A 23,755-nucleotide genomic window follows, 5' to 3' on the forward strand; every position below is an offset into this window, starting at 1 on the left:
TCATCCCCGCCGGAGAACGATGGGGCCATGATCGACCACGACGTGCTCGCTGATCTTGAAGCCCGCGGCCTGATGCAGGAGTGCATCGACCGAGACGGGCTGGCTGCCCGTCTGGCCGAGGGCCCGATCACGCTCTACTTCGGATGTGATCCGACGGCGGACAGCCTTCACGTCGGGAACCTCCTGGGCCTGTTGGTCCTTCGCCGCTTCCTCGAGGCTGGACATCGACCGATCGCACTGGCCGGCGGGGCCACCGGCATGATCGGTGATCCCAGCGGCCGATCCGAGGAACGGAACCTCCTCGATGAGACGACCCTGGCTGGCAACGTCGCCGCCATCAAGTCCCAGATCGCCCGTGTGGTCGGCCCCGATGTTCTCCTGGTGGACAACCGGGACTGGACCGGATCGATCACCTTGCTCGACTTCCTGCGCGACATCGGCAAGCACGTGACGGTCAACACGATGCTGGGCCGCGAGTCGGTGAAGAACCGACTGGCCTCCGAGCACGGGATCTCCTACACCGAGTTCTCCTACATGCTTCTCCAGGCGAACGACTACCTGAGGCTGGAAGACGAGCACGGCTGTCAGCTCCAGATCGGCGGGTCGGACCAGTGGGGGAACATGTTGGGAGGCGTGGATCTCATTCGCCGTGTAACCAGCCGCCCGGCCTGGGCGCTGGCCTGGCCGCTTCTCACTGCACCCGACGGCACGAAGCTGGGCAAAACGACGGGTGCCCGCATATGGCTGGACCCAGTTCGCACCAGCCCCTACCAGTTCTTCCAGCACTGGATGAACACCGATGACCGCCAGGTCCCCCAGTTCCTGGCTCAGTTCACCCTCTTACCGATGGACGAGGTCAACGCCGTGTCTGAGGCTCACCTCGCCGACCCAGGTCGTCGAGAGGGTCAGCGTCGTCTCGCCCGCGAAGTGACTGCTCTGGTCCACGGCCCCGAGGAGGCGGCCGCAGCCGAGGAAGCATCAGCGATCCTCTTCGGTGCTCCGGTGTCGGGGGCATCGAGCCATGCCCTGGAGGCGGTGGCCCGCGAGGTGCCGGTCGTCGAAGTGAGGGCCTCGGAGCTGTCGATCGGCGTAGACCTGATCGACGTGCTGTCGAGACCCGGATCTCTGGCCGCTTCCAAGGGCGAGGCTCGTAGATCTCTGGAGCAAGGCGGCGTGTACGTGAACGGCGAGCGGGTCGAGGTCGGTGCAACCCTGGTGGATGACCACCTCCTACACAGCCGGTACGTGGTACTGCGCCGGGGCAAGCGGTCTGTCGCACTGGTCCAAGTGGTGCCCTGATCACCGGGCCGAGGCCAGTGAGACGAAGGACACACGCCGTCGATTTGGATTCACCTGCTCGACACTTCTAGGTTGATCTCCGTCGCCAGCGGCCCCCAGAACCTCGCAGCTCACCGAGTTGACAGGATCCGGACCAGGGCCTAAAGTGATCACTCGCCCCACACGGCCGGCAAGACCGACCGAAACGGGCACGGCAGCAACGCTCCCACGGGATCGACTGCCACTGCGGCCTCCTTTCGGGGAGGCGAGCGCACCTTGAGAACGGAATAGAGGACGAAAAAGCACATGCGGGCGTCCGCTGTGAAGCCTCCGGGCAAAGCAGCGGCCGTTTAAAAATTATGCAATTTACGCATCGGACAAACAACAAGCTAGTTGGTTGGACTGATGCCAGTCACCGAGAGGTTCAGGCCTCGAGGTGGCTCTCCGATTTGAAGAGGGTCCGACAGTTCGCTGCCGGGCCTTCTGAAGATCTCGATGGAGAGTTTGATCCTGGCTCAGGACGAACGCTGGCGGCGTGCCTAACACATGCAAGTCGAACGAGGTCCATGCAGTGGCAACACTGCGGAAGACCTAGTGGCGAACGGGTGAGTAACACGTGAGGAACCTGCCCCGAAGACCGGGATAACCCTCCGAAAGGAGAGCTAATACCGGATACCCCCACCTGATCGCATGGTCGGGTGAGGAAATGGATTCCGCTTCGGGAGGGCCTCGCGGCCTATCAGCTAGTTGGTGAGGTAACGGCCCACCAAGGCATCGACGGGTAGCTGGTCTGAGAGGACGATCAGCCACACTGGGACTGAGACACGGCCCAGACTCCTACGGGAGGCAGCAGTGGGGAATCTTGCGCAATGGGCGAAAGCCTGACGCAGCAACGCCGCGTGGGGATGAAGGCTCTCGGGTTGTAAACCCCTTTCAGCAGGGACGAAATTGACGGTACCTGCAGAAGAAGCCCCGGCTAACTACGTGCCAGCAGCCGCGGTAACACGTAGGGGGCAAGCGTTGTCCGGATTTATTGGGCGTAAAGAGCTCGTAGGTGGCTAAGTAAGTCGGGTGTCAAATCCCCAGGCTCAACCTGAGACGCCACCTGATACTGCTGTGGCTAGAGTCCGGTAGGGGAGCGTGGAATTCCTGGTGTAGCGGTGAAATGCGCAGATATCAGGAGGAACACCAGCGGCGAAGGCGGCGCTCTGGGCCGGAACTGACGCTGAGGAGCGAAAGCGTGGGTAGCAAACAGGATTAGATACCCTGGTAGTCCACGCCGTAAACGTTGGGCACTAGGTGTGGGGTCTATTCAACGGACTCCGTGCCGTCGCTAACGCATTAAGTGCCCCGCCTGGGGAGTACGGCCGCAAGGCTAAAACTCAAAGGAATTGACGGGGGCCCGCACAAGCAGCGGAGCATGTTGCTTAATTCGAGGCAACGCGAAGAACCTTACCTGGGTTTGACATGTAGAGAAAAGCCATAGAGATATGGTGTCCTTCGGGGTTCTACACAGGTGGTGCATGGCTGTCGTCAGCTCGTGTCGTGAGATGTTGGGTTAAGTCCCGCAACGAGCGCAACCCTTGTCCTATGTTGCCAGCACGTAATGGTGGGGACTCGTAGGAGACTGCCGGGGTCAACTCGGAGGAAGGTGGGGATGACGTCAAATCATCATGCCCCTTATATCCAGGGCTGCAAACATGCTACAATGGCCGGTACAAAGGGCTGCTAAACCGCGAGGTGGAGCGAATCCCATAAAGCCGGTCTCAGTTCGGATTGGAGTCTGCAACTCGACTCCATGAAGTCGGAGTTGCTAGTAATCCCGGATCAGCAACGCCGGGGTGAATACGTTCCCGGGCCTTGTACACACCGCCCGTCACACCATGAAAGTTGGAAACGCCCGAAGCCAGTGGCCCAACCCTTTGGGAGGGAGCTGTCGAAGGTGGAATCAGCGATTAGGGTGAAGTCGTAACAAGGTAGCCGTACCGGAAGGTGCGGCTGGATCACCTCCTTTCTAAGGAGTTCATCCTTCCCATGTGGAAGGGAATTCCCAAGTTGAAGCATGTGCTAGTTGGGTCCTCGAGTGACCGGAACCAGTGGTAGGTATTTCCTCCTGGGGCCGGCGCCCGATGATCGTTCCGTCCTCTGTTCCGCTCTGAAGGGGCGCTCCAACCCTGCCCTCGCTGGTCAATCCGGCGGGGGCATCGTTGCGCTCTGGGGCCGACTTCGGCCCATCTGCCCTTTGAGAACTGCATAGCGAGCACGAGCATCTTTGTTCTTCCAAGCTACAAAGTGCCAACGGTGGATGCCTTGGCGTCTACTACCGATGAAGGACGTATCCGGCTGCGATAAGCCACGGTCAGCTGCCTAGAAAGCGTTACGAACCGTGGATTTCCGAATGGGGAAACCCGGCGCCTTAGCGGGCGTCACTCCGGTGTGAACACATAGCACCGGTAGAGGGAACCGGGGGAATTGAAACATCTCAGTACCCCGAGGAAAAGAAAACAACCGTGACTCCCTCAGTAGCGGCGAGCGAAAGGGGACTAGCCCAAACCTGACTGGTGTTAAAGCCTGGTGGCGTTGCCAGTTCGGGGTTGTGGGACTCGAGAGTGAGGGCACCAGATCTCACACGGAGTTACCAAGTTGATGCGTAGTGGAAGCGTTTTGGAAAAGCGCGCCGCAGTGGGTAATAGCCCCGTACACGAAACGTACTCAGCCTCCGCTCGATCATCCCAAGTAGCGCCGGAACCGTGAAAGTCGGCGTGAATCTGCGAGGACCACCTCGTAAGGCTAAGTATACGTAGACGACCGATAGTGAACTAGTACCGTGAGGGAAAGGTGAAAAGTACCCCGGGAGGGGAGTGAAATAGTACCTGAAACCGTTGGTTTACAATCAGTCAAAGCGTCGTCATGACTTCGGTCATGGCCGTGATGGCGTGCCTTTTGAAGAATGAGCCAGCGAGTTACGGTACGTGGCAAGGTTAACCAGTGATGGGAAGCCGGAGCGAAAGCGAGTCTGAATAGGGCGTTTAGTCGCGTGCTGTAGACCCGAAGCCGAGTGATCTATCCATGGGCAGGTTGAAGCGAGGGTAAGACCTCGTGGAGGACCGAACCCACCTAGGTTAAAAACTGGGGGGATGACCTGTGGATAGGGGTGAAAGGCCAATCAAACTCGGTGATAGCTGGTTCTCCCCGAAATGCATTTAGGTGCAGCGTCGTTTGTTCAGTCATGGGGGTAGAGCACTGGATGGGTTAGGGGGCCTACAAGCTTACCGACCCCAACCAAACTCCGAATACCATGACTCCAGAGAACGGCAGTGAGACTGCGGGGGATGAGCTTCGCAGTCGAAAGGGAAACAGCCCAGACCGCCGGCTAAGGCCCCTAATTCTAGACTAAGTGGAAAACGATGTGAGATTGCCCAGACAGCCAGGAGGTTGGCTTAGAAGCAGCCACCCTTGAAAGAGTGCGTAACAGCTCACTGGTCGAGTGATCTTGCGCGGATAATGTAACGGGGCTCAAGTCTAGAGCCGAAGCCGCGGATCCACGCTTTGCGTGGGTGGTAGGGGAGCGTTGTATGTGCAGCGAAGCGGCGGTGGAAACCAGTCGTGGAGCGCATACAAGTGAGAATGCTGGCATGAGTAGCGAGAGAGGGGTGAGAAACCCCTCCGCCGTAAGTCCAAGGGTTCCTGGGGAAGGCTAATCCGCCCAGGGTAAGTCGGGAGCTAAGGCGAGGCCGAGAGGCGTAGTCGATGCACAACCGGTTGATATTCCGGTACTACCGTGTACGCGCCCAAACCAAGTTCCGGTTGCTAAGGGGCTGTTTCCTTCGGGAAACGAACCGACCCACTGGAAGGCGGTTAGCAATGAGGGGACGCAGGAGGGTAGGTGAGCCCAGGCGATGGTTGTCCTGGGGTAAGCGCGTAGGGAGAGGTCTAGGCAAATCCGGCCCTCATAAATCCTGAGACGCAATGCCGAGCCGTTTAAGGCGAAGTCACTAATCCCATGCTGCCAAGAAAAGCCTCTAGCGAGCTTGCACGGTACCCGTACCCCAAACCGACACAGGTGGGCAGGTAGAGAATACCAAGGCGATCGGGAGAACTGTGGTTAAGGAACTCGGCAAAATGCCTCCGTAACTTCGGGAGAAGGAGGACCCCATTAGGGTGAAGGACCACGCGTCCGGAGCTCGAAGGGGTGGCACAGACCAGGGGAAAGCGACTGTTTACTAAAAACACAGCAGCGTGCGAAGTCGTAAGACGATGTATACGCTGTGACGCCTGCCCAATGCCGGAAGGTTAAAGGGAAGGGTTAGTCCGCAAGGGCGAAGCTCTGAACTGAAGCCCCGGTGAATGGCGGCCGTAACTATAACGGTCCTAAGGTAGCGAAATTCCTTGTCGGGTAAGTTCCGACCTGCACGAATGGCGTAACGACTTTCCTACTGTCTCAACCACAGACCCGGCGAAATTGAAGTACGAGTAAAGATGCTCGTTAGCTGCAGAAGGACGGAAAGACCCCGTGGACCTTTACTATAGCTTGATGTTGAGTTTTGTTATGTGTTGTGTAGGATAGGTGGGAGACTTGGAAGCATTGGCGCCAGCCAGTGTGGAGTCAACGTTGAAATACCACCCTGCTCATGACGGAGCTCTAACCCACGTCCCTGATCGGGATGGGGAACAGCGTCTGGTGGGTAGTTTGACTGGGGCGGTCGCCTCCTAAAGAGTAACGGAGGCGCCCAAAGGTTCCCTCAGGCTGGTTGGCAATCAGCCGTCGAGTGCAATGGCACAAGGGAGCTTGACTGCGAGACATACACGTCGAGCAGGTGCGAAAGCAGGGCATAGTGATCCGGCGGTTGCGTGTGGAAGCGCCGTCGCTCAACGGATAAAAGGTACCCCGGGGATAACAGGCTCATCTTCCCCAAGAGTCCATATCGACGGGAAGGTTTGGCACCTCGATGTCGGCTCATCGCATCCTGGGGCTGAAGCAGGTCCCAAGGGTTGGGCTGTTCGCCCATTAAAGCGGTACGCGAGCTGGGTTTAGAACGTCGTGAGACAGTTCGGTCCCTATCCTCTGCAGCCGGAAGGAACTTGAGAAAATCTGTCCCTAGTACGAGAGGACCGGGATGGACGCAGCTCTCGTGTGCCAGTTGTCCTGCCAAGGGCACTGCTGGTTAGCGACCTGCGGAAGGGATAAGCGCTGAAAGCATCTAAGTGCGAAGCCCATTTCTAGATGAGGTTCCTCACTGGGTTAACCAGGTAAGGCCCGTGATAGACCAACACGTTGATAGGCCGGAAGTGTAAGCGTGGTAACACGTTCAGCTGACCGGTACTAATCGGCCGAGGGCTTGGATTTACAAAGAAACTCGTGCTCGCTATGGAGTCTTCAAAGGGTTGTGCGCCTGGATGGCGCACCCCGTTGACAACAGATTTCGGTGGCTATTGCGTTCGGGTCACACCCGTTCCCATTCCGAACACGGAAGTTAAGCCGAACTGCGCCGATGGTACTTGGGTGGATTCGCCCTGGGAGAGTAGGTCGCCGCCGGATTTCTCGAAATGGACCCTGCTTTGGCGGGGTCCATTTCACGTTTTTGCCGTCGGACGAGCTTTCCCGGCAGCGTGGTGGGTCGGTGATGCAGCGTCTGTTCCGATGAAGGCTGCAACAAGGCGGATTGTTAGGCTCAGCCTTATGTCATCGAGTAGCCGCCCTGATCGTGGATCGTCTTCAGGAAGATCAGGTGCTGGCGCACGGGGTTCGGGCCCGAGCGGGCCCGGAAGTTCGAGAGGCGGCTCGCGTGGGCCATCGGGAGGGCCGAGCCGTGGTGGGGGAGCTGGGGCCGCTGGTCGGTCGGGGCAAGGATCGGGGCGTTCTGGCGGCGGGCGCTCGGAGGGGGAGCGAAGCGGTCGTGGCTTCACGAGCTCGAGTGATCGCTCTCGAGCACCCAAGCGTTCAGGTGGGCGACCCGACTCGACGACGCGCTCAGGAGGTCAACGGAACATCGGCGGACGAGGGAGCTCATCGTCTCGCGGTGGGTCCGCCCGGGACGACTCCGTCGACAGCCGCGGGCGCGACGTGGCCGGTCCCAAGAGTTGGGGGAGCCTCGGGCGCCGTGGGGCTGGTCGCCTTGGCGAGGGTAGGGTCGATTCGCGGGATGCAGCGGGTGCCCAGGGGCGTGATGACCGTCCTGATCCCGGGAACAAGCCGGTGGTGTGGCAGCGAGTTGACGACTCGTCGGTTCGCGATGAGGCCAATGGTGCTGTCGGCCGGGGCCGGGAAGCGGCCGGACGTGGTTCCCGATCTGGGGGGGCTCCCGCTTCGGAGAGATCCCGATCAACGAGGAGCGAATCGTCGAGGTCGTCCTCGGCTGGGAAGAGGACCTCACGTCCACCTCGCGCCAACGTCCCCGAAGGTCTCGAGCCCAAGGAACGGCGAGGACGGGCACGTCGGACGCCTGGATCGGGGACGGGAGCGGCCAGCGCTCGCGACGAACTGGTAAGGGCGCTGGGCAACTCGCGGGGTGAAAAGGCCAACGATCGACTCAGGGATGCGGCTCATGCCTTCGAACGGGAGCGTTACGAGGAGGCGCGCTCGCTTCTCCGTCCCATTGCCGAGGCGGCACCGCAGGCAACCGCGGTTCGGGAGCTGCTTGGTCTGACGTACTACAGGCTCGGCAAGTGGAACGAGGCGCTCAGGGAGCTAAGCGTGTTCCGTGAACAGAGCGGTTCTACGGAGCAACATCCGGTTCTGGCCGATTGCAACCGGGCCCTGAAGCGCCATCTCGAAGTTGAGGCGCTGTGGGACGAGCTTCGAGATTCTTCACCGTCTCCTGACCTGGTGGCCGAAGGGCGGATCGTCATGGCCGGCTCTCTGGCCGACCGTGGTCGTCTTGCCGAAGCCATCGACCTTCTCGAACGTAGTCATCGCTCGGTGAAGCGCGTGCAGGTTCATCACCTTCGCCAGGCCTACGTACTCGCCGACCTCTACGAACAGGCCGGTGACCTCGCTCGAGCGCGGGAGATGTTCCGCTGGATCGTTGCCAGCGACGCCGGCTTCGCTGACGCGGCAGAGCGGGCAGCGTCGATCGCCTGAGACCCAATCTGTGTCCGCCGAAAGGTCTTGTGGGGCTGGCATCGATCTCAGAGGTTGGGTGTGGGCTGGCTGTCTCGACCATTATTGAGGGGTCACAGACCGGTCGACTCCACGGAACGGGTAGCCAGAGAATGAACCAGGAACAGCTCGAAAAGGTCCGCAACGGTCAGGGCTTCATTGCCGCCCTTGATCAGAGTGGAGGTAGCACGCCCAAGGCGCTGAAGCTCTACGGGATCGAGGAAGATTCCTACGACGGCGACTCTGCCATGTTCGACCTGATCCATCAGATGCGTTCGCGGATCATCACCAGCCCGAGTTTCGGTGGTGACCGAGTGCTCGGTGCGATCCTCTTCGAGCAGACCATGGACCGCCAGATCGATGGTGTCGACACGGCCGAGTACCTCTGGAACGCCAAGCAGGTCGTTCCCTTCCTGAAGGTCGACAAGGGTCTGGAAGACGAGGTCAACGGCGCCCAGGTCATGAAGCCGATCGGCGGTCTTGGTGACCTTCTTGAGCGGGCCAAGGCCAAGGGGGTCTTCGGGACCAAGATGCGTTCGGTGATCAAGCTTGCCGATCCGGCCGGTGTTCAGGCCGTGGTCGACCAGCAGTTCGCCATTGGTCGTGAGATCGTGGCCGCTGGTCTGGTTCCGATCATCGAGCCCGAGATCGACATTCACAGCCCGCAGAAGGCAGAGGCCGAGGAACTGCTGCGTGCCGCTATCGCGGAACAGGCGGACAGCCTAGGGTCCGACGAGCTGGTCATGCTGAAGCTGACTCTGCCCGAGACCGACGGGTTCTACCAGTCCCTGGTCGATCACCCGAACGTGGTGCGCGTCGTCGCCCTGTCGGGCGGATACAGCCGCGAGGATGCCAACGACAGGTTGGCCCGCAACCCCGGCGTGATCGCCAGCTTCTCCCGGGCACTCACCGAGGGTCTGAGCGCTCAGCAGAGCGATGACGAGTTCAACGCCGTTCTCGATGCATCGGTGAAGGGAATCTACGAGGCATCGATCGCCTGAGGCCCTGGGGTATCGGCCCAGATTCTCTGGGTCGATACCACACGGCCGACGCTGGCCTGTATATGGTTCCGGTTGGAGGTGGAAACACCACCTCCACCGAGACAGGGAGGCAACGTGGCCGACCCATCAGCAACCGACAGCTTGGATCGCGTACCGGTCGAGCTCGATCGGGTGATCATCCGCTTCGCCGGTGATTCCGGCGACGGTATGCAACTAACCGGCGAGAGGTTCACCGCTGCCAGCGCACTGTTCGGCAACGACCTTTCGACCCTCCCTGAGTTCCCAGCGGAGATCCGAGCTCCAGCAGGAACGCTCGCCGGCGTTTCAGCCTTCCAGGTGCATATCTCCGATCACGACATCACCACGCCTGGTGATGCACCGAACGTCTTGGTGGCCATGAACCCGGCTGCCCTCAAGTCTGAACTGCACCGGCTGGTGGACGGGGGCACGCTGCTGCTCAACACCGACGCGTTCGACGAACGCAACCTGGCCAAGGCCGGCTATGCGACTGACCCGCGAGGTGACGGCAGCCTCGACCACGTGACCGTCTATGAGATCCCCATGACGTCGCTTACCAAGGACGCGGTGGCCCCGTTGGGGGTGAAGCCCCGAGACGCAGAAAGGTCCAAGAACTTTTTCGCACTGGGCCTCATCAGCTGGATGTACACCAGGCCCGAAGGACCGACCCTGGCCTGGATAGATGAGAAGTTCGGCAAGGTGCCCAAGGTGGCAGCAGCAAACCGGGCCGCGTTCGGGGCCGGTCACGCCTTCGGCGAGACCGCCGAGCTCTTTGAGCATCCCTACGCCGTGAGGCCCGCGGTTCGTGCTCCGGGCACGTACACCAACATCACCGGGAACGTGGCCATGGCGTGGGGCCTGGTGGCCGCTGGCCAGCTATCGAGGCTCCCGATCTTCCTTGGCAGCTATCCGATCACTCCGGCATCGGACATCCTCCACGAGCTGTCCCGCCACAAGAACTTCGGCATCCGTACGCTTCAGGCCGAGGACGAGATCGCCGGCATCGGCGCGGCGTTGGGCGCAGCGTTCGGCGGACACCTCGCCGTGACCACCACCAGCGGTCCCGGCATCGCCCTCAAGTCCGAGACCATGGGACTGGCAGTCAGCCTCGAGCTTCCACTGGTGATCGTCGACATTCAGCGGGGTGGTCCGTCTACCGGACTTCCCACCAAGACCGAGCAGGCCGACCTTTTGCAGGCGATCTACGGTCGTCACGGGGAATCTCCGATCCCGATCGTGGCCGCCCACACCCCGGCGAACTGCTTCGACGTCGCCATCGAAGCGGCCCGGATCGCCCTGAAGTATCGGACCCCGGTGCTGGTGCTGTCCGATGGCTACCTCGCCAACGGATCCGAACCATGGCGGCTTCCGGACGCGGCGGACCTACCCGACATCTCGGTGCCCTTCGCAACCGAGGCGAACCAGGTGGATGGCGATGGCAACCCGGTGTTCTGGCCCTATCTGCGTGATCCGATCACCTTGGCCCGACCGTGGGCGATTCCCGGAACCCCTGGGCTGGAACACCGCATCGGCGGGATCGAGAAGGCTGACGGCACCGGAAACATCTCCTATGACCCAGCCAACCACGAGCGCATGATTCACCTCCGCGCTCAGAAGGTGGCAGGAATCGCCAACGACATCGCGCCGGTCGAGCTGGTGGGCGACGTCGACGATGCCGAGCTGTTGGTGGTCGGGTGGGGATCCACATGGGGGGCCATCGACGGGGCCGCCAACCGGGTGAGGGCCCGAGGCCACAAGGTTGTTCACGCCCACGTGACCCACCTGAACCCGTTCCCACCCAACCTGGGAGAGATCCTCGCCCGCTACCCACGGGTGGTCGTACCCGAGCTCAACTTGGGTCAGCTCTCCAAGTTGCTCCGAGCCGAATACCTGGTCGACGCCCATTCCATCACCAAGGTCCAGGGCGTTCCTTTCACCGCCGGCGAACTAGAGGTCGCCTTCCTCAAGGAGCTGGGAGCATGAGCACCACTATCACCACGCCCAAGGACTGGGCTAGCGACCAGGAGGTTCGCTGGTGTCCCGGTTGCGGCGACTACTCGATCCTCAAGGCCGTTCAGATGCTCATGCCTGAGCTGGGAGGTACCCCGGAGAACACTGTGTTCGTGTCGGGGATCGGGTGCGCGGCCCGCTTCCCGTACTACATGAACACCTACGGCATGCACAGCATCCACGGTCGGGCACCGGCCATCGCCACCGGCCTGGCCATGGCCCGCGGCGACCTCGACGTCTGGGTGGTGGGGGGCGATGGAGACATGTTGTCCATCGGTGGGAACCACCTGATCCACGCCCTACGGCGCAACATCAACCTCACGATCCTGATGTTCAACAACCAGATCTACGGGCTCACCAAAGGCCAGTACTCACCGACCAGTGAGGTCGGCAAGGTCACCAAGTCGACACCGTTCGGCTCGCTCGACCATCCCTTCAACCCGATCAGCGTGGCGTTGGGGGCGGAGGCGAGCTTTGTGGCTCGAACCCATGACATGGACCGGGCCCACATGATGGAGACATTTCGGCGGGCCAAGGAACACCGTGGTGCTTCCTTCGTGGAGATCTTCCAGAACTGCAACGTCTTCAACAACGGCGCGTTCGAGGCGATCACCAATCGGGCGGCGCGGGACGACATGTTGATCCCGCTGATCCACGGCGAGCAGGTCCGCTTCGGCACTGAGCGCGAGAAGGGGGTGATGATCGATCAGCAGGGTCGGGCCAGGATCGTGGCCGTGGCCGAGGTAGGTGAGGACGCAATCCTTGTCCACGATGAAGCCCGACCAGAGCCCGGGCTGGCCTTCATGTTGTCTCGGCTGTCATCGGGACCACATGAACCCACACCCATCGGGGTGTTCCGTGCGGTGGACAGGCCCGACTACGGCACCCAAGCCGATGCCCAACTGGCGGCCACCGTGGAGAAGTCCGGCCCCGGCGACCTGAACGACCTTTTGCGTAGCCGTCCCACTTGGGACGTCCCCGCCGCCGTGTGACTCCGATCCAGAACCGGTCTAGGTCAGTCTTCACCGGCGTGTGACACTGGACCTTCGCCCGCGGTTCGGCGCAGGTGGCGGTTCAGCGCGTCGGTCATGCGATCGACATGATCGCTGTAGATGCCATCAATACCCATTCTGAACAAGCCATTCAGCACCCGATCGAACTGAGCATCCCAACCGAATGCCAATCGGCCAAATCGGTGGAACAAGGTGGTCAGCCCTCCGGACCAGTCACTGTGATGGAAGTTGACGGCATCGATCTCCTGTTCGCGCATCTGGGCCGCCAGGCGCTCAGGTCCCGGTTTCAGTCGACCCAACCGTGTCGACACGACGAGACGAACCGACCCTGAACCGGACCGCCACGACGTGAGGTGGTCGAGATCGTGGTGACAGAGCCACAGCCGTTCGGCCATGGTCGGATCGGCGGCAAGAGCCACCTCGATCGATGGGTTACCGGCGGCGGGGTCTTTTACGTCAAGCGACAACTCGAAGGCGGTACCAGCAACATCGAAGAGGTCAGCCAACGTCGGTATGTGATCGGGGAGTTCGGAGCGATCTATCGATGAGATCGGTCGGCGGCGAATCCGGCCAACGACACCATCATGGTCTAGGACCGGAACGCCGTCGGCGGTGAGCCACACGTCGCTCTCGAGCCCGCTGGCACCCAACCGAAGGGCCAACGAGAAGGCTTCCAGGGTGTTCTCGGGAGCGTGGGCCCTGGCACCGCGATGGGCGAAAGTGATGGGGGGCACTCGGCGTGACGGAATTTGGGGTCCCACGGTCTCAATCATGCCCGATTACCACGCTCCGTGGTGATTCGTCATTATGGGCCAAAATACCTGCTCAACCCGTAGCCGAAACGCGCCGATGACGCTTCCAGACCTGTTTCAGGAGGCTCCAATGGCGACAATCCGTGCCAGCTGCGATCGCTGCGGTGACATCGAGATGACCTCTCGTGATCTGACCGTTCGGGTGTGCCGGAACGATGGTTCCGGTACCTACTGTTTCGCCTGCCCCCTGTGCCACGAACGCGGCGTGCGTGACGCCGAGCCTCGCGTCGTCGAACTGCTGGTGACGTCGGGCGTCCGGCTGGTGACCTGGTCGCTGCCGGCTGAGCTCAGCGAGGCCCACTACGGCGGCCCCATCACCCACGATGACCTCTTGGACTTCCATGCGCTACTGGACACAGAGGACTGGATGTCCCAGCTCGAGGCTCTCACCGGAGGGTCGGCCGGCTGACCCGCGCTGGCGGGGAGGGGTCGATAGGATCGCTGCATGACTGCCGCCTGGTTCGCACCGTTGATCGTCCTTGCCGTTGGTGCGGTGGCGGCCATGGTCTACCTGCGCCGTATCGTCGAGGCCGATGACGACCTGGCTGGGTCCCAGCGCCGCTTCAACCGCCTCGAACAGGCGCTGATCCCGGTAAGGGTGGAGACCCGCAGAACCCGGGAGTCCTTGGACCGGTTCGACCGCCGGTAGGATCGCCCCATGTTCAATGTGGGCGGCCCCGAGATCATGGTCGTCCTGTTGGTGGCGCTTGTGGTGCTCGGTCCCGAGCAGCTACCCAAGGCCATGCGCACGTTCGGAAACGTGATGGCCCAGGTGCGCAAGCTGTCCAACGGGTTCCAAGACGAGATGCGCAGCGCCATGAACGCCATAGACATCACGGCCACTCCGAGTACGTCGACATCGGGATCCACGGCGCCTTCGTCAGTGTCCGGCCAGGGTAACGATTCGGCTGGAGCCTCAGCCTCGGCCGGTGGACCCGGCGCATCGACCGGTCCTGCAACGCCCGGATCCCCATCTCCAGGCCAGACGACCTCGGGGCCGTCCTCGGCTGATCGAGCTGCGGGCTGACACGTCACAGAGATGGTCGAAGCAGTGACTGAAACCGAACTTGGCGGGCGCATGTCGCTCATGGAGCACCTGGTGGAGCTGCGGAGTCGCCTCATCAAGTGCTTCATAGCCATCGCCGTGGGTGCTCTGGCCGGATGGCTGCTGTACAAACCGGTCCTGTCGCTGCTCATGGACCCGTTGCGCGATCTCGCCGATGACCCGAACGTCTCGGACAAGTTCATCTCCTTCGATCCGCTCGAGCAGTTCATGCTCAGGATCAAGATGTCCACCTACCTCGGCATCGCCCTAGCCATGCCGTTCCTGTTGTGGCAGATCTGGGCGTTCATCGCTCCTGGGCTGTACCAGAACGAGCGCCGCTACGCCGGTGCTTTCGTGGGGTCGGCGACCGTGCTCTTCGCCCTGGGTGCGACGATCGCCTACTTCACGCTGCCTCAGGCCCTGGGGTTCTTGCAGTCGGTGGGCGGCGACGACGTCCAATACCAGTACACGACAGAGAACTACATCATGCTGATCCTGTACATGATGTTGGCCTTCGGTGTGGGGTTCCAGTTCCCGATCGTGGTCGTGTTCCTCCAACTGATCGGCCTGGTAGAGCCCCAGCAACTTTCGAAATTCCGGCGGTTCGCGGTGGTGATCATCTTCGCCGTGGCCGCGGTGATCACCCCCAGCGCTGATCCGATCAGCCTCGTCGCTCTCGCATTGCCAATGGTGCTCTTCTATGAGATCTCCATACTGATCGGCAGGCTCATCGGCCGCCGACGGAGACGGTCCGCTGCCTGAGCCGGATACGCCGGTGGGGGAGCGGACGTTCACCCTCGACGCCTTCCAGGTCGAGGCCATCGACGCCATCGACAGAGGTGACAACGTGCTGGTGGCGGCCCCCACCGGTGCAGGCAAGACGGTGGTCGCCGAACACGCGGTGCAACGAGCGCTGAACGACGGGGGACGCGCCTTCTACACCACTCCGATCAAGGCACTCTCCAACCAGAAGTACACAGACCTGGTGCGTCGATATGGCTCCGAGCGGGTCGGAATCCTGACCGGCGACAACGCCGTGAACCCCGATGCCTCGGTGGTGGTCATGACCACCGAGGTTCTTCGCAACATGGTCTACTCCGGCTCGCCGGCCCTCCAGAGCTTGACCTGGGTGGTATTGGACGAGGTCCACTACTTGCAGGATTCCTACCGAGGTCCAGTGTGGGAGGAGGTGGTGATCCACACCCCGCCAGACGTTCGATTCGTGTGCCTCTCGGCCACCGTTTCCAACGCCGAGGAGCTAGCCGGGTGGATAGCCTCGGCCCGTGGTCCGACGGCAACTGTCGTCGAACACGAGCGTCCGGTGGAACTCGTCAACCACTACCTCGTGGCCGACCGATCCTCCGACGAGCTGGTGCGACTGCCAACCCTCGTCGATGGTCGCCCCAACCTCGAGGGTGGCCGTTTCGACTCACCTGGGACCGACCTCCCGCGGCACCTGCGTTATCGAGAACGGGGCCGACAACGGTGGTCTTCGCCGCGTCGGGTCCAGGTGGTCGAACACCTCGCCGGAAGTGCGATGTTGCCAGCGATCTACTTCATCTTCAGCCGGGCCGCATGCGACGACGCAGTGAGGTCCGTCATCGACTCCCGACGCCGCCTAACTACCCCACAAGAGGCTCGAAGGATCCGTGAGATCGTCACCTCGCACATCCAGCACCTCGACCGCCATGACCTCGACGTGTTGGGCTTCGATCGGTGGAATGCCGCCCTGGAAGCGGGGGTCGCCGCTCACCACGCAGGAATGATCCCGCCGTTCAAGGAAGCAGTCGAGTCTTGTTTCGCCGAGGGTCTCGTTAAGGTCGTGTTCGCCACCGAGACCCTGGCTCTCGGAATCAACATGCCGGCCCGATCGGTGGTCATCGAATCGCTCTCGAAGTTCACCGGCGATCACCACGAAGACCTCACCCCTTCCCAGTACACCCAGTTGACAGGGCGGGCCGGCCGAAGGGGCCTTGATCCGGTCGGTCACGCAATCGTGTTGTGGTCCCCGTGGTCGGGCTTCGACAAGGTGGCGGCTCTGGCGTCGAGTCGCGAGTTCGTTCTCCGATCGGCATTCCGACCCTCCCCGAACATGGTCGTGAACCTGATTCGTCGTCACGACCGTCGACAGTCCGAGGAACTGCTCGGCCGCTCGTTCGCCCAGTTTCAGGCCGACCGCACAATTGCTCGCCTGACCCACCGCAAGGCTCGCAGGGCGGCGCTCCTTCTCGAGGCCGAAGCGAAGGCGACCTGTGAGCTTGGTGACATCGCCGAGTACCGGTCTCGTCGAAGCGAGGAACGGTCCGCGGCGCGGCGCGATCGAGAAGGCCGATCGGCACGGATAGCGGCGGCACTGTCGGATCTGGCTCCCGGCGACGTACTACACCTCCGCGGCCATCGACTGGCGGTGCTATCGGTGTCCCACCGCAAGGGTGGCGTACGGGTAAGGGTCATCGACACCGAGGCTCGAGTCGAGATCTTGGATGAAGACGACTTCGATGTTCCACCGGAGTCCCGGGCCGTGCTCGGACTTCCCGAGCCTTTCGATCCCCGGGACCGGACCGTGCAGCGTCGTATTACTGCTGATCTTCGCAAAGTACGCATGACCCACGGCTCGATTGGCGCTGCCGCGGGAGATGAGGAGCCCCCGTCGGGTGAACGGGCAGCCGACATGACGGTGGCTGCCTGCCCCGACCTCCAGACTCATCTGAGCGCGGCTGCCGAGGCCGACCGGCTGAGGGCTCAGGTCGCAGACGACGATCGACGATTGGCTGAGCGGTCGGGAAGCCTGGTGCGCCAGTTCAACCAGATCCACGGGCTCCTCGAGCGGTGGGCGATGGTCGACGGCTGGGAGTTGAGCGCCGGTGGCCGGATCCTCAGCGGTATCTTCCACGAGGCTGATCTGTTGGTGGCGCTGTCAATCGCCGAGGGACTGCTCGACGGGCTGGACTCCGCTGAGTTGGCCGGCGTGGTGTCAGCATTCACCTACGAGCACCGGTCCAAGGACGTCCCTGCCCGGCCATGGTTTCCCACCACGGTGATGCGCGACCGGGTGAGCCGTATTGAGGTCCTGGGCCGCCGACTGGGTGAGGACCAGCGCCGGGCTGGAGTGCCCGAGAGCCCACCGCCCGACCCCACCATCGCCCCGTTGATGTACGCCTGGGCCCACGGTGATTCGCTGCGGAACATCCTGAGTGACGATCAGTTGTCGGCCGGCGACTTCGTGAGGAACGTGAAGACCCTGGTCGATCTCCTACGGCAGATATCGACGGTCGCGCCTGACCGCGCCACGGCAACGGCCGCGGCCAAAGCCGCTGATCATCTCCACCACGGTGTGGTGGCCGCATCCACAGACCTCGCTCCAGGTCAGGTCCTCGACCCTCAGGGCAAGCTGGGGGAGGCTTCGTCGGATCAGAGCCCGATGAGATGTGACCCGTCAGTCAGACACTTAGGAGGCGAGCGAATAGGCGAGCCGACCCATAGATACGGCATGGCTAAACCGAGGCGAAGCCTCGGTCTGATCAACCTCACAGCGACGACGACTGGGACCTATCCGCTCGGGTCTTTAGGAGGTGCGCCGATCGGCGACCGAGATGCAGAGCCTTCCGGTGGAGTTGGGTTGCCGGCGTGCTGGCCTACGTCTTCGCTACTACGACCGGCTAAGGCGATCTCCGCAGGTTCAGGGGTTCCGCCACGAAGGGCTATGCCCCCGAACCCCCGCCCCATCCTCCAAATCCAGTTTGGGGGAGGCCCGGGCGGATTCAGGTCGAGTCGATGACGATCCGCAAAGACGAGCCGTGGGGTCACCCTGGTCCGCTCGCCAGCCACGGGGTGATCGTGGCCAGCAATTCAGAGCTCCGAGCTGTGGTGGAGGCGGCCCGAAGGGCCGGTGAACCCATTCCCGAGGTCGGCCTCCTGGGCGGGGATCTATGTCGGACGGTGGGAGGACGTGGTGACCGTTCACGCCTCTCGTCCTCAGAGGCCATACGGCTTTCCATCGACGTCGCCCAAGTGGCAATCGACGATGAAACGCACTGGTTCGTCGCCCACCTCGTCGCCCGTCGGGGCTGGTGGATCGGTCGAGTGGTGGCGATCATGAACGCACAATGGATCGGCCGCTGGGATGTTGCTCCTCGGTCTCACCCCAACGACGGCCTGCTGGACGTGTTCGACGGCGACCCCACGCTCGACGATCGATGGAAGGCTCGGAGTCGGTTGCTGACCGGAACCCACGTGCCGCACCCGGAGATCCGCCAGAGTCGAGTAGGTACGATCGAGGTCGACCTAGGTCGCCGGGTCGACGTCCACCTCGACGGCGACCGGGTCAGTCGGGGTCAGCACCTCCAGATCACAGTCGAGCCCGACGCCCTCATCTGCGTGGTTTGAGGTTACGGTCAGCCGGCATGCAGGCATGGACGCTCCGGGAATCGCCCGGTCATTACCGGTTCGAGGAGATCGCCGACCCGCCGCTCGGTCCTGGAGATGTGAGGGTCGAACCAGTCACGTCAGCACTCAACCACATGGACCTGTGGCTCACCCGTGGCCTCCCTCGTCCTCACCTTCCTCACGTGCCTGGCTGTGACGTGGCCGGTGTCATCGAGGCGGTGGGGTCCGACGTCAAAGGGTTCGAGGTGGGCCAGGAGGTTGTGGTGAACCCGTCGGTCTGTCCGATCGCCACTGTCGTGGCCCACGGCGATGATGCGCCCATGTACCCCGGTCTCCAGATCGTGGGCGAACAGCGATGGGGAGGACACGGAGGCCTCCTGGTGGTGCCGGCTCGGAACGTGGTGCTCCGACCCTCAGGTCGATCGTGGGCCGAATCGGCGGCCTTTCCGCTGGCGGCTCTGACCGCATATCGCATGTTGAGACGCGGTCGGTTGCAGGCGGGGGAGAGCGTTCTGATTGTGGGCGTCGGTGGCGGGGTGTCCATGGCCGCCCTGGCCCTGGCCAAGAAGATGGGAGCCGTTCCATACGTGACGTCACGGGATGCTGCCAAGCGCAAGAAGGCGGTTGAGCTCGGTGCTGCTGATGCCTTCGACTCCGCGGGACCGTTTCCGGTGTCGTGCGACGTCGTGATCGAGAGCGTCGGCCCGGCAACGTGGGAATCGTCCATGAGGGCGCTCAAACCGGGGGGCCGACTGGTGGTCTGCGGCGGGACCTCGGGTCCGGTGGTCGAGCTCAACCTTCCCCGCTTGTTCTTCAAACAGTACGAGGTGATCGGCTCGACGATGGGCGGCTACGGCGAGTTCAACGACGTGGTCTCCCTGGTCGACCAGGATCTCGACGTCGTGGTCGACGTCGAAATGCCCCTTGCTGACTATCCCGACGCCCTAGAGCGACTGGGCACCGGTGAGCAGATGGGCAAGATCGTCCTCCACCACCGCTGAGAGGTGTGACCGGACCGGGTCCCTGTCTTCGATCTCACCGGTTGTTCACAGGTGACTCCCAGGTTTGGCTGCCAGGCTGGGGGAGGTAGGCCGAACCGATCGAGGAGGGGCACGATGTCGATCAGCGATACCTCCACCCAAGTGAGATCAGACGTGGCCCACCTGGCGCGGCGGGCAGGATTCGGGCTGAACGTCGACGACGTCGACGCGCTGGCAGCCGAGGGTTACGAGGCCGCTGTGGAACGGGTGATCACCGGCCTGGCCGGTCCAGACCTTCCGGCCGACAGCGTGCCGACTCCGCAGTTCGACTCGGCCCTGATCATCTTGGCCCGAGACAGCCAAGACGAGTCCATTCGGGACGCAGCCCGCAGGTCCGAGAGTCAGCAACGTCGTGACCTGGTTCGTTGGTGGTTGGAACGCATGGTGGTGGCTCGGGAGCCGTGGCGAGAGAAGATCACCTTCCTGTGGCACGACCACTTCGCCACCAGCCTGACCAAAGTGCCGCTACCTGAGTTGATGTGGATCCAGCACTCCACCATCCAACGTCTGGGGTCGGGTCGATTCGATGACCTGGTGCACGCTCTGAGCCGTGATGGAGCCATGCTCTTGTGGCTGGACGGTCACCAGAGCCGCGTCGGGGCACCCAACGAGAACTACGCCCGGGAGCTGATGGAGTTGTTCACGCTGGGGCACACTGCCCCGGGAGCTGGCACCCACCCCGATCACAGTGCCGCTCCCTACACCGAACTTGATGTGGCCGAGGTGGCCCGAGCTCTCACCGGCTGGCAGATCGATCGCGGGACTGGGGAGGGCGTCTTCCGTCCCACCCGCCATGACGCTGGCTCAAAGACCATCTTGGGCAGCACCGGTCGTTTCGGGCTCGACGACGTCGTGAGGCTCACCACGTCGAACGCCGCCTGTGCCCCCCACGTTGTGTCACGCCTCTGGAGTCGACTCGGAGCCCCGGCCGGCCCCGATGACCCGGTGGTGACAGAGTTGGCCGGACCTTTCGCGAAAGATCTTGACACCGCCGGGCTTCTTCGTCGGATGTTCCTCCACGACGCCTTCCGTTCCAGGGAGACGAAGGCGGCTTTGGTGAAAACGCCGGTGGAATGGGTGGTCGGAACCCTGCGTGCATTGCGACTCTCACTCCCAGAGGGTGCTGAACGGTTGCTGGTGACGCTTGGCCAGGTCCCTTTCGCCCCGCCCGATGTATCGGGTTGGCCGTCTAACCGGGCCTGGTTGTCCACGGCGTCGGCCCAAGCACGGCTGGCCGCCGCCTCGGCGGTGAGCGGCCTCGCCGATCTCACCGATCTGGATCAGGCGAAGCCCGCGGATCGCCTGGAGATGGTGGCCAGATGGCTCGGAGTGGTGGCATGGAAGCCATCGAGCCTTGCCGCCTTGACCTCCCATCGAGACGACCCAGCCCGGCTCCTGACGCTTGCCCTCGTGTCACCCGAGTACCTCGTTGCCTGAGCTTGGAGAGGAGAACCGCCATGAGCGCGAGCATGCCCATCAGTAGGCGTCATTTCCTGGGTGGTGCGGCGGCCGTCAGCGGCGCAGCCTTGGTTGGATGCAGCACCGAATCCGGTCCGCGGGCAGGCGCGGCCACGACCTCCACCTCGCCACCTTCCCTCGGTGGCGGCGATGACGGAATCCTGGTTCTGGTCAACCTTGACGGAGGTAACGACGGCTTGAACACCGTGTGTCCGTCCGAGGACGGCCGGTACCGTTCGGCCCGCGGCGCACTGGCGTTGGACCCCAATGCAACCCACCCGCTGTCCGAAGGCTTTGGACTGCATCCCGCACTGTCTCGGACCAAACAGATCTGGGACCGCGGAGACCTGGCAATCGTCCATGGTGTCGGGTTCTCGGGCCTCGATCGGAGCCACTTCCACTGTCGAGACGTATGGCAAGCCGCAAACGACAGACCCACCAACGGCTGGGTTGGACGTTGGCTGGACTCCACCGAACACGACGCAATGGCCGCAGTGGCCGTCGACAGGCTCTTGCCGTTGGTGCTACGGGGAGACCTGCGCAGTGGAGCGGTCGTACCGCCTGCGCCGTTCACTCTGCCCGATGAGGCGGCGCTGAGCTCCGCTCTCAACAGAATGGGGAAAACCCATCGGTCACAGACCGAACTGGAGGCGGCGGTGGCGGCATCCATCGGTGACCTGATGGGTGTTGGCGAGATGGTGGCCCCGGTTCTGAGTCATCTCGATGGTGACGAACAGGTTGGGACCGGACACTCGCTTACCGCCAAGCTCGAGACTGTTGCCGCCCTGATTGCGGCCGATCTGGGAACGAGGGTGTTCACGGTTCAGCTCGGTGGCTTCGACACCCACGCCAGCCAGCTCGCTACCCACGCAGCCCTACTTGGTGAGTTGGACAGTGCCATTGCTCGATTCCTGGACCTAATCGGGAACAGGCCGGTGACGGTGGCCGTGTGGAGCGAGTTCGGGCGGCGGGTAGCTGCCAACGCCAGCGAAGGCACCGACCATGGCAAGGCGTCGGTCATGCTGGTCGCTGGACAGGTGAAGGGCGGCCACCACGGTGATCCCTCGATGCTGAATCGCCTCGATGACGGTGACCTGGCCACGACCATGGACTTCAGATCGGTTCTGGGTGGACTGGCCGAAGGGGTGCTGGGACTCGACTCGGCCGACGTTGTCGGAAAGAGCTACAAGCCGCTTTCGCTGGTCTGACCGACTCGTTGGGGCGACCCAACCGTGACCAGGACGAAATTGCGACCCATCTGCCAGCCTCGGTTCAACCATGCCGTGACTAGGGGGCGTCTCGCCTTTTCGTTCGCCTCCTAACCTGAGCCCATGGTCGACATCGATGTGCTCAAGGTCCGCGCCGATGAGGTGGTCACCGCCAGATCAGAGGAGCTGGTGGCGGTATCGAGGGCGCTCCACTCCCATCCAGAGCTTGCCTTCGCCGAGCACCGAGCCCACGATCTGCTCGCCGACATTCTCGAACGCTCGGGTCTGGAAGTGGAACGGGGAACTTGTGGGATCCCGACTGCGTTTGCGGGGCGCGCTGGTTCGTCCGGACCGACCGTGGCCGTTCTTTGCGAATACGACGCCCTTCCCGGAATCGGTCACGCCTGTGGCCACAACGTGATCGGGGCCGCGGGCGTTGGCGCCGCGATCGCGGCAGCAGCGGTGGCCGACGAGGCGGGCGGGCGGGTGCTCGTCCTGGGGACTCCGGCCGAGGAAGGTGGCGGCGGAAAGGTGGGATTGGCCGTTGCCGGTGCGTTCGATGACGTGGACGCGGCCTTGATGGTGCATCCCGCCGGGCTCGACCTGGCCCGTATCACCGCCATCGCAATCCAGCAGGTCCACGTGACCTATCACGGACGAGCCGCACATGCGGCCGCGGCGCCCCACGTCGGAAGGAACGCCCTCGATGCTGCTGTCCTCGGATATCAAGCGGTGGCAGCGCTGCGTCAGCACATCCGCCCCGACGAGCGGGTGCACGGGATCTTCACCGACGGAGGCGAGGCTCCCAACGTGGTGCCGGCTCGGGCCGCGATGCACTGGTATGTGCGGTCGCCAACGGTAGATGGGCTGACCGAGCTCAAGCAGAGGGTGCTTGCTGCCCTCGAGTCGGGAGCATCGGCCACCGGCTGCACCATGGAGCACACCTGGGTCGATCCCGCCTACGCCAACATGGTCGACAACGAGGCCATCTTGGAGCGGTATCGGCTCAACTCGACTCGCAGCGGTAGAGCAGTGATCGAGCCTCGGCCCGACGAAGCGGTGGTGGGCAGCACCGACATGGGAAACATCAGCCATCTGGTTCCATCGATCCACCCGATGATCGCCGTGTCGACGCCGGGGGTGCCGATCCACACCACTGAGTTCGCGCGGTTCGCCGGCTCGGAGTCAGGCGACCGTGCCGTCCTCGACGGGGCGCGAACCATGGCCGCTACCGTCATCGACCTGTGGGCCCAGCCCGGCTTGCTAGACGAGGTACGCCGCGAATTCGAGGACCAGAAGGCCGCCGGGGTCGTGACCGGTAGACCCACGGTCTGAGGATGCCCATAGCGCTCCGATGATCACCGATCGCGGGTGCTACACCCTCTAG

The 23,755-nt window shown here is 62.8% G+C and carries 16 protein-coding genes and 3 rRNA genes; 18 read left to right on the forward strand and 1 reads right to left on the reverse strand.

The features are described from left to right. Positions 1 to 27 precede the first annotated feature (27 nt). From IPG97_17530 to IPG97_17565, 8 genes are all read left to right on the forward strand, one after another. Entirely contained in the window at positions 28 to 1,299 is a 1,272-nt protein-coding gene (locus IPG97_17530) for a tyrosine--tRNA ligase (GenBank protein ID MBK6858297.1), read from the forward strand. A gap of 471 nt (positions 1,300 to 1,770) precedes the next feature. Then, a 16S ribosomal RNA gene (locus IPG97_17535) occupies positions 1,771 to 3,292 on the forward strand. Positions 3,293 to 3,556: 264 nt separating this feature from the next. Next, positions 3,557 to 6,625, forward strand: a 23S ribosomal RNA gene (locus IPG97_17540). Between the two features lie 75 nt (positions 6,626 to 6,700). Continuing rightward, a 5S ribosomal RNA gene (rrf, locus tag IPG97_17545) occupies positions 6,701 to 6,817 on the forward strand. Together the 16S, 23S and 5S rRNA genes form the textbook arrangement of a ribosomal RNA operon. A gap of 1,155 nt (positions 6,818 to 7,972) precedes the next feature. Beyond that, positions 7,973 to 8,359, forward strand: coding sequence for a hypothetical protein (locus IPG97_17550; GenBank protein MBK6858298.1), 387 nt, complete (start codon positions 7,973 to 7,975; stop codon positions 8,357 to 8,359). A 131-nt stretch (positions 8,360 to 8,490) separates the two neighbouring features. After that, complete coding sequence (locus IPG97_17555) at positions 8,491 to 9,378, forward strand: fructose bisphosphate aldolase (GenBank protein ID MBK6858299.1); 888 nt, start codon at positions 8,491 to 8,493, stop codon at positions 9,376 to 9,378. 72 nt (positions 9,379 to 9,450) lie between these two features. Beyond that, the gene (locus tag IPG97_17560) at positions 9,451 to 11,379 is read left to right on the forward strand and encodes a 2-oxoacid:acceptor oxidoreductase subunit alpha (GenBank protein ID MBK6858300.1); all 1,929 of its coding nucleotides are present in this window, start codon (positions 9,451 to 9,453) and stop codon (positions 11,377 to 11,379) included. After that, positions 11,376 to 12,398 (forward strand): 2-oxoacid:ferredoxin oxidoreductase subunit beta, encoded by a 1,023-nt coding sequence (locus IPG97_17565; GenBank protein ID MBK6858301.1) that lies wholly within the window; start codon positions 11,376 to 11,378, stop codon positions 12,396 to 12,398. Before IPG97_17560 ends, IPG97_17565 begins: the two co-directional genes overlap by 4 nt. A 23-nt stretch (positions 12,399 to 12,421) precedes the next feature. Here IPG97_17565 and IPG97_17570 read toward each other — a convergent pair whose 3' ends face one another. Then, the gene (locus tag IPG97_17570) at positions 12,422 to 13,153 is read right to left on the reverse strand and encodes a glycerophosphodiester phosphodiesterase (GenBank protein MBK6858302.1); all 732 of its coding nucleotides are present in this window, start codon (positions 13,151 to 13,153) and stop codon (positions 12,422 to 12,424) included. Positions 13,154 to 13,436: 283 nt separating this feature from the next. On the opposite strand from IPG97_17570, the gene IPG97_17575 reads away from it, so the two are divergent. From IPG97_17575 to IPG97_17620, 10 genes are all read left to right on the forward strand, one after another. Further along, positions 13,437 to 13,640, forward strand: a complete 204-nt coding sequence (locus IPG97_17575; GenBank protein MBK6858303.1) for a hypothetical protein — start codon at positions 13,437 to 13,439, stop codon at positions 13,638 to 13,640. A 36-nt stretch (positions 13,641 to 13,676) separates the two neighbouring features. Continuing rightward, a complete protein-coding gene (locus IPG97_17580; protein ID MBK6858304.1) occupies positions 13,677 to 13,880 on the forward strand; it encodes a hypothetical protein in 204 nt (67 codons plus the stop codon). 9 nt (positions 13,881 to 13,889) lie between these two features. Next, positions 13,890 to 14,258, forward strand: coding sequence for a twin-arginine translocase subunit TatB (tatB, locus tag IPG97_17585; GenBank protein MBK6858305.1), 369 nt, complete (start codon positions 13,890 to 13,892; stop codon positions 14,256 to 14,258). A 24-nt stretch (positions 14,259 to 14,282) separates the two neighbouring features. Next, on the forward strand, positions 14,283 to 15,038 hold the full coding sequence (gene tatC / locus IPG97_17590) for a twin-arginine translocase subunit TatC (protein ID MBK6858306.1): 756 nt from the start codon (positions 14,283 to 14,285) through the stop codon (positions 15,036 to 15,038). 13 nt (positions 15,039 to 15,051) lie between these two features. Further along, positions 15,052 to 18,054 carry a DEAD/DEAH box helicase gene (locus IPG97_17595; GenBank protein MBK6858307.1) on the forward strand — a complete coding sequence of 1,001 codons (3,003 nt, stop codon included), beginning with the start codon at positions 15,052 to 15,054 and terminating at the stop codon, positions 18,052 to 18,054. Then, positions 18,051 to 18,662, forward strand: a complete 612-nt coding sequence (locus IPG97_17600) for a hypothetical protein (GenBank protein ID MBK6858308.1) — start codon at positions 18,051 to 18,053, stop codon at positions 18,660 to 18,662. Before IPG97_17595 ends, IPG97_17600 begins: the two co-directional genes overlap by 4 nt. A 17-nt stretch (positions 18,663 to 18,679) precedes the next feature. Next, positions 18,680 to 19,663 carry a zinc-binding dehydrogenase gene (locus tag IPG97_17605; GenBank protein MBK6858309.1) on the forward strand — a complete coding sequence of 328 codons (984 nt, stop codon included), beginning with the start codon at positions 18,680 to 18,682 and terminating at the stop codon, positions 19,661 to 19,663. A gap of 114 nt (positions 19,664 to 19,777) precedes the next feature. Beyond that, positions 19,778 to 21,139, forward strand: a complete 1,362-nt coding sequence (locus tag IPG97_17610) for a DUF1800 domain-containing protein (GenBank protein ID MBK6858310.1) — start codon at positions 19,778 to 19,780, stop codon at positions 21,137 to 21,139. 20 nt (positions 21,140 to 21,159) lie between these two features. Next, entirely contained in the window at positions 21,160 to 22,368 is a 1,209-nt protein-coding gene (locus tag IPG97_17615; protein ID MBK6858311.1) for a DUF1501 domain-containing protein, read from the forward strand. Between the two features lie 123 nt (positions 22,369 to 22,491). Then, positions 22,492 to 23,703 carry a M20 family metallopeptidase gene (locus IPG97_17620; GenBank protein ID MBK6858312.1) on the forward strand — a complete coding sequence of 404 codons (1,212 nt, stop codon included), beginning with the start codon at positions 22,492 to 22,494 and terminating at the stop codon, positions 23,701 to 23,703. The last annotated feature ends 52 nt before the right edge of the window (positions 23,704 to 23,755 follow it).

The sequence above is a fragment of the Microthrixaceae bacterium genome (assembly GCA_016702505.1).
In the GTDB taxonomy this organism is placed as follows: domain Bacteria; phylum Actinomycetota; class Acidimicrobiia; order Acidimicrobiales; family Iamiaceae; genus Aquihabitans.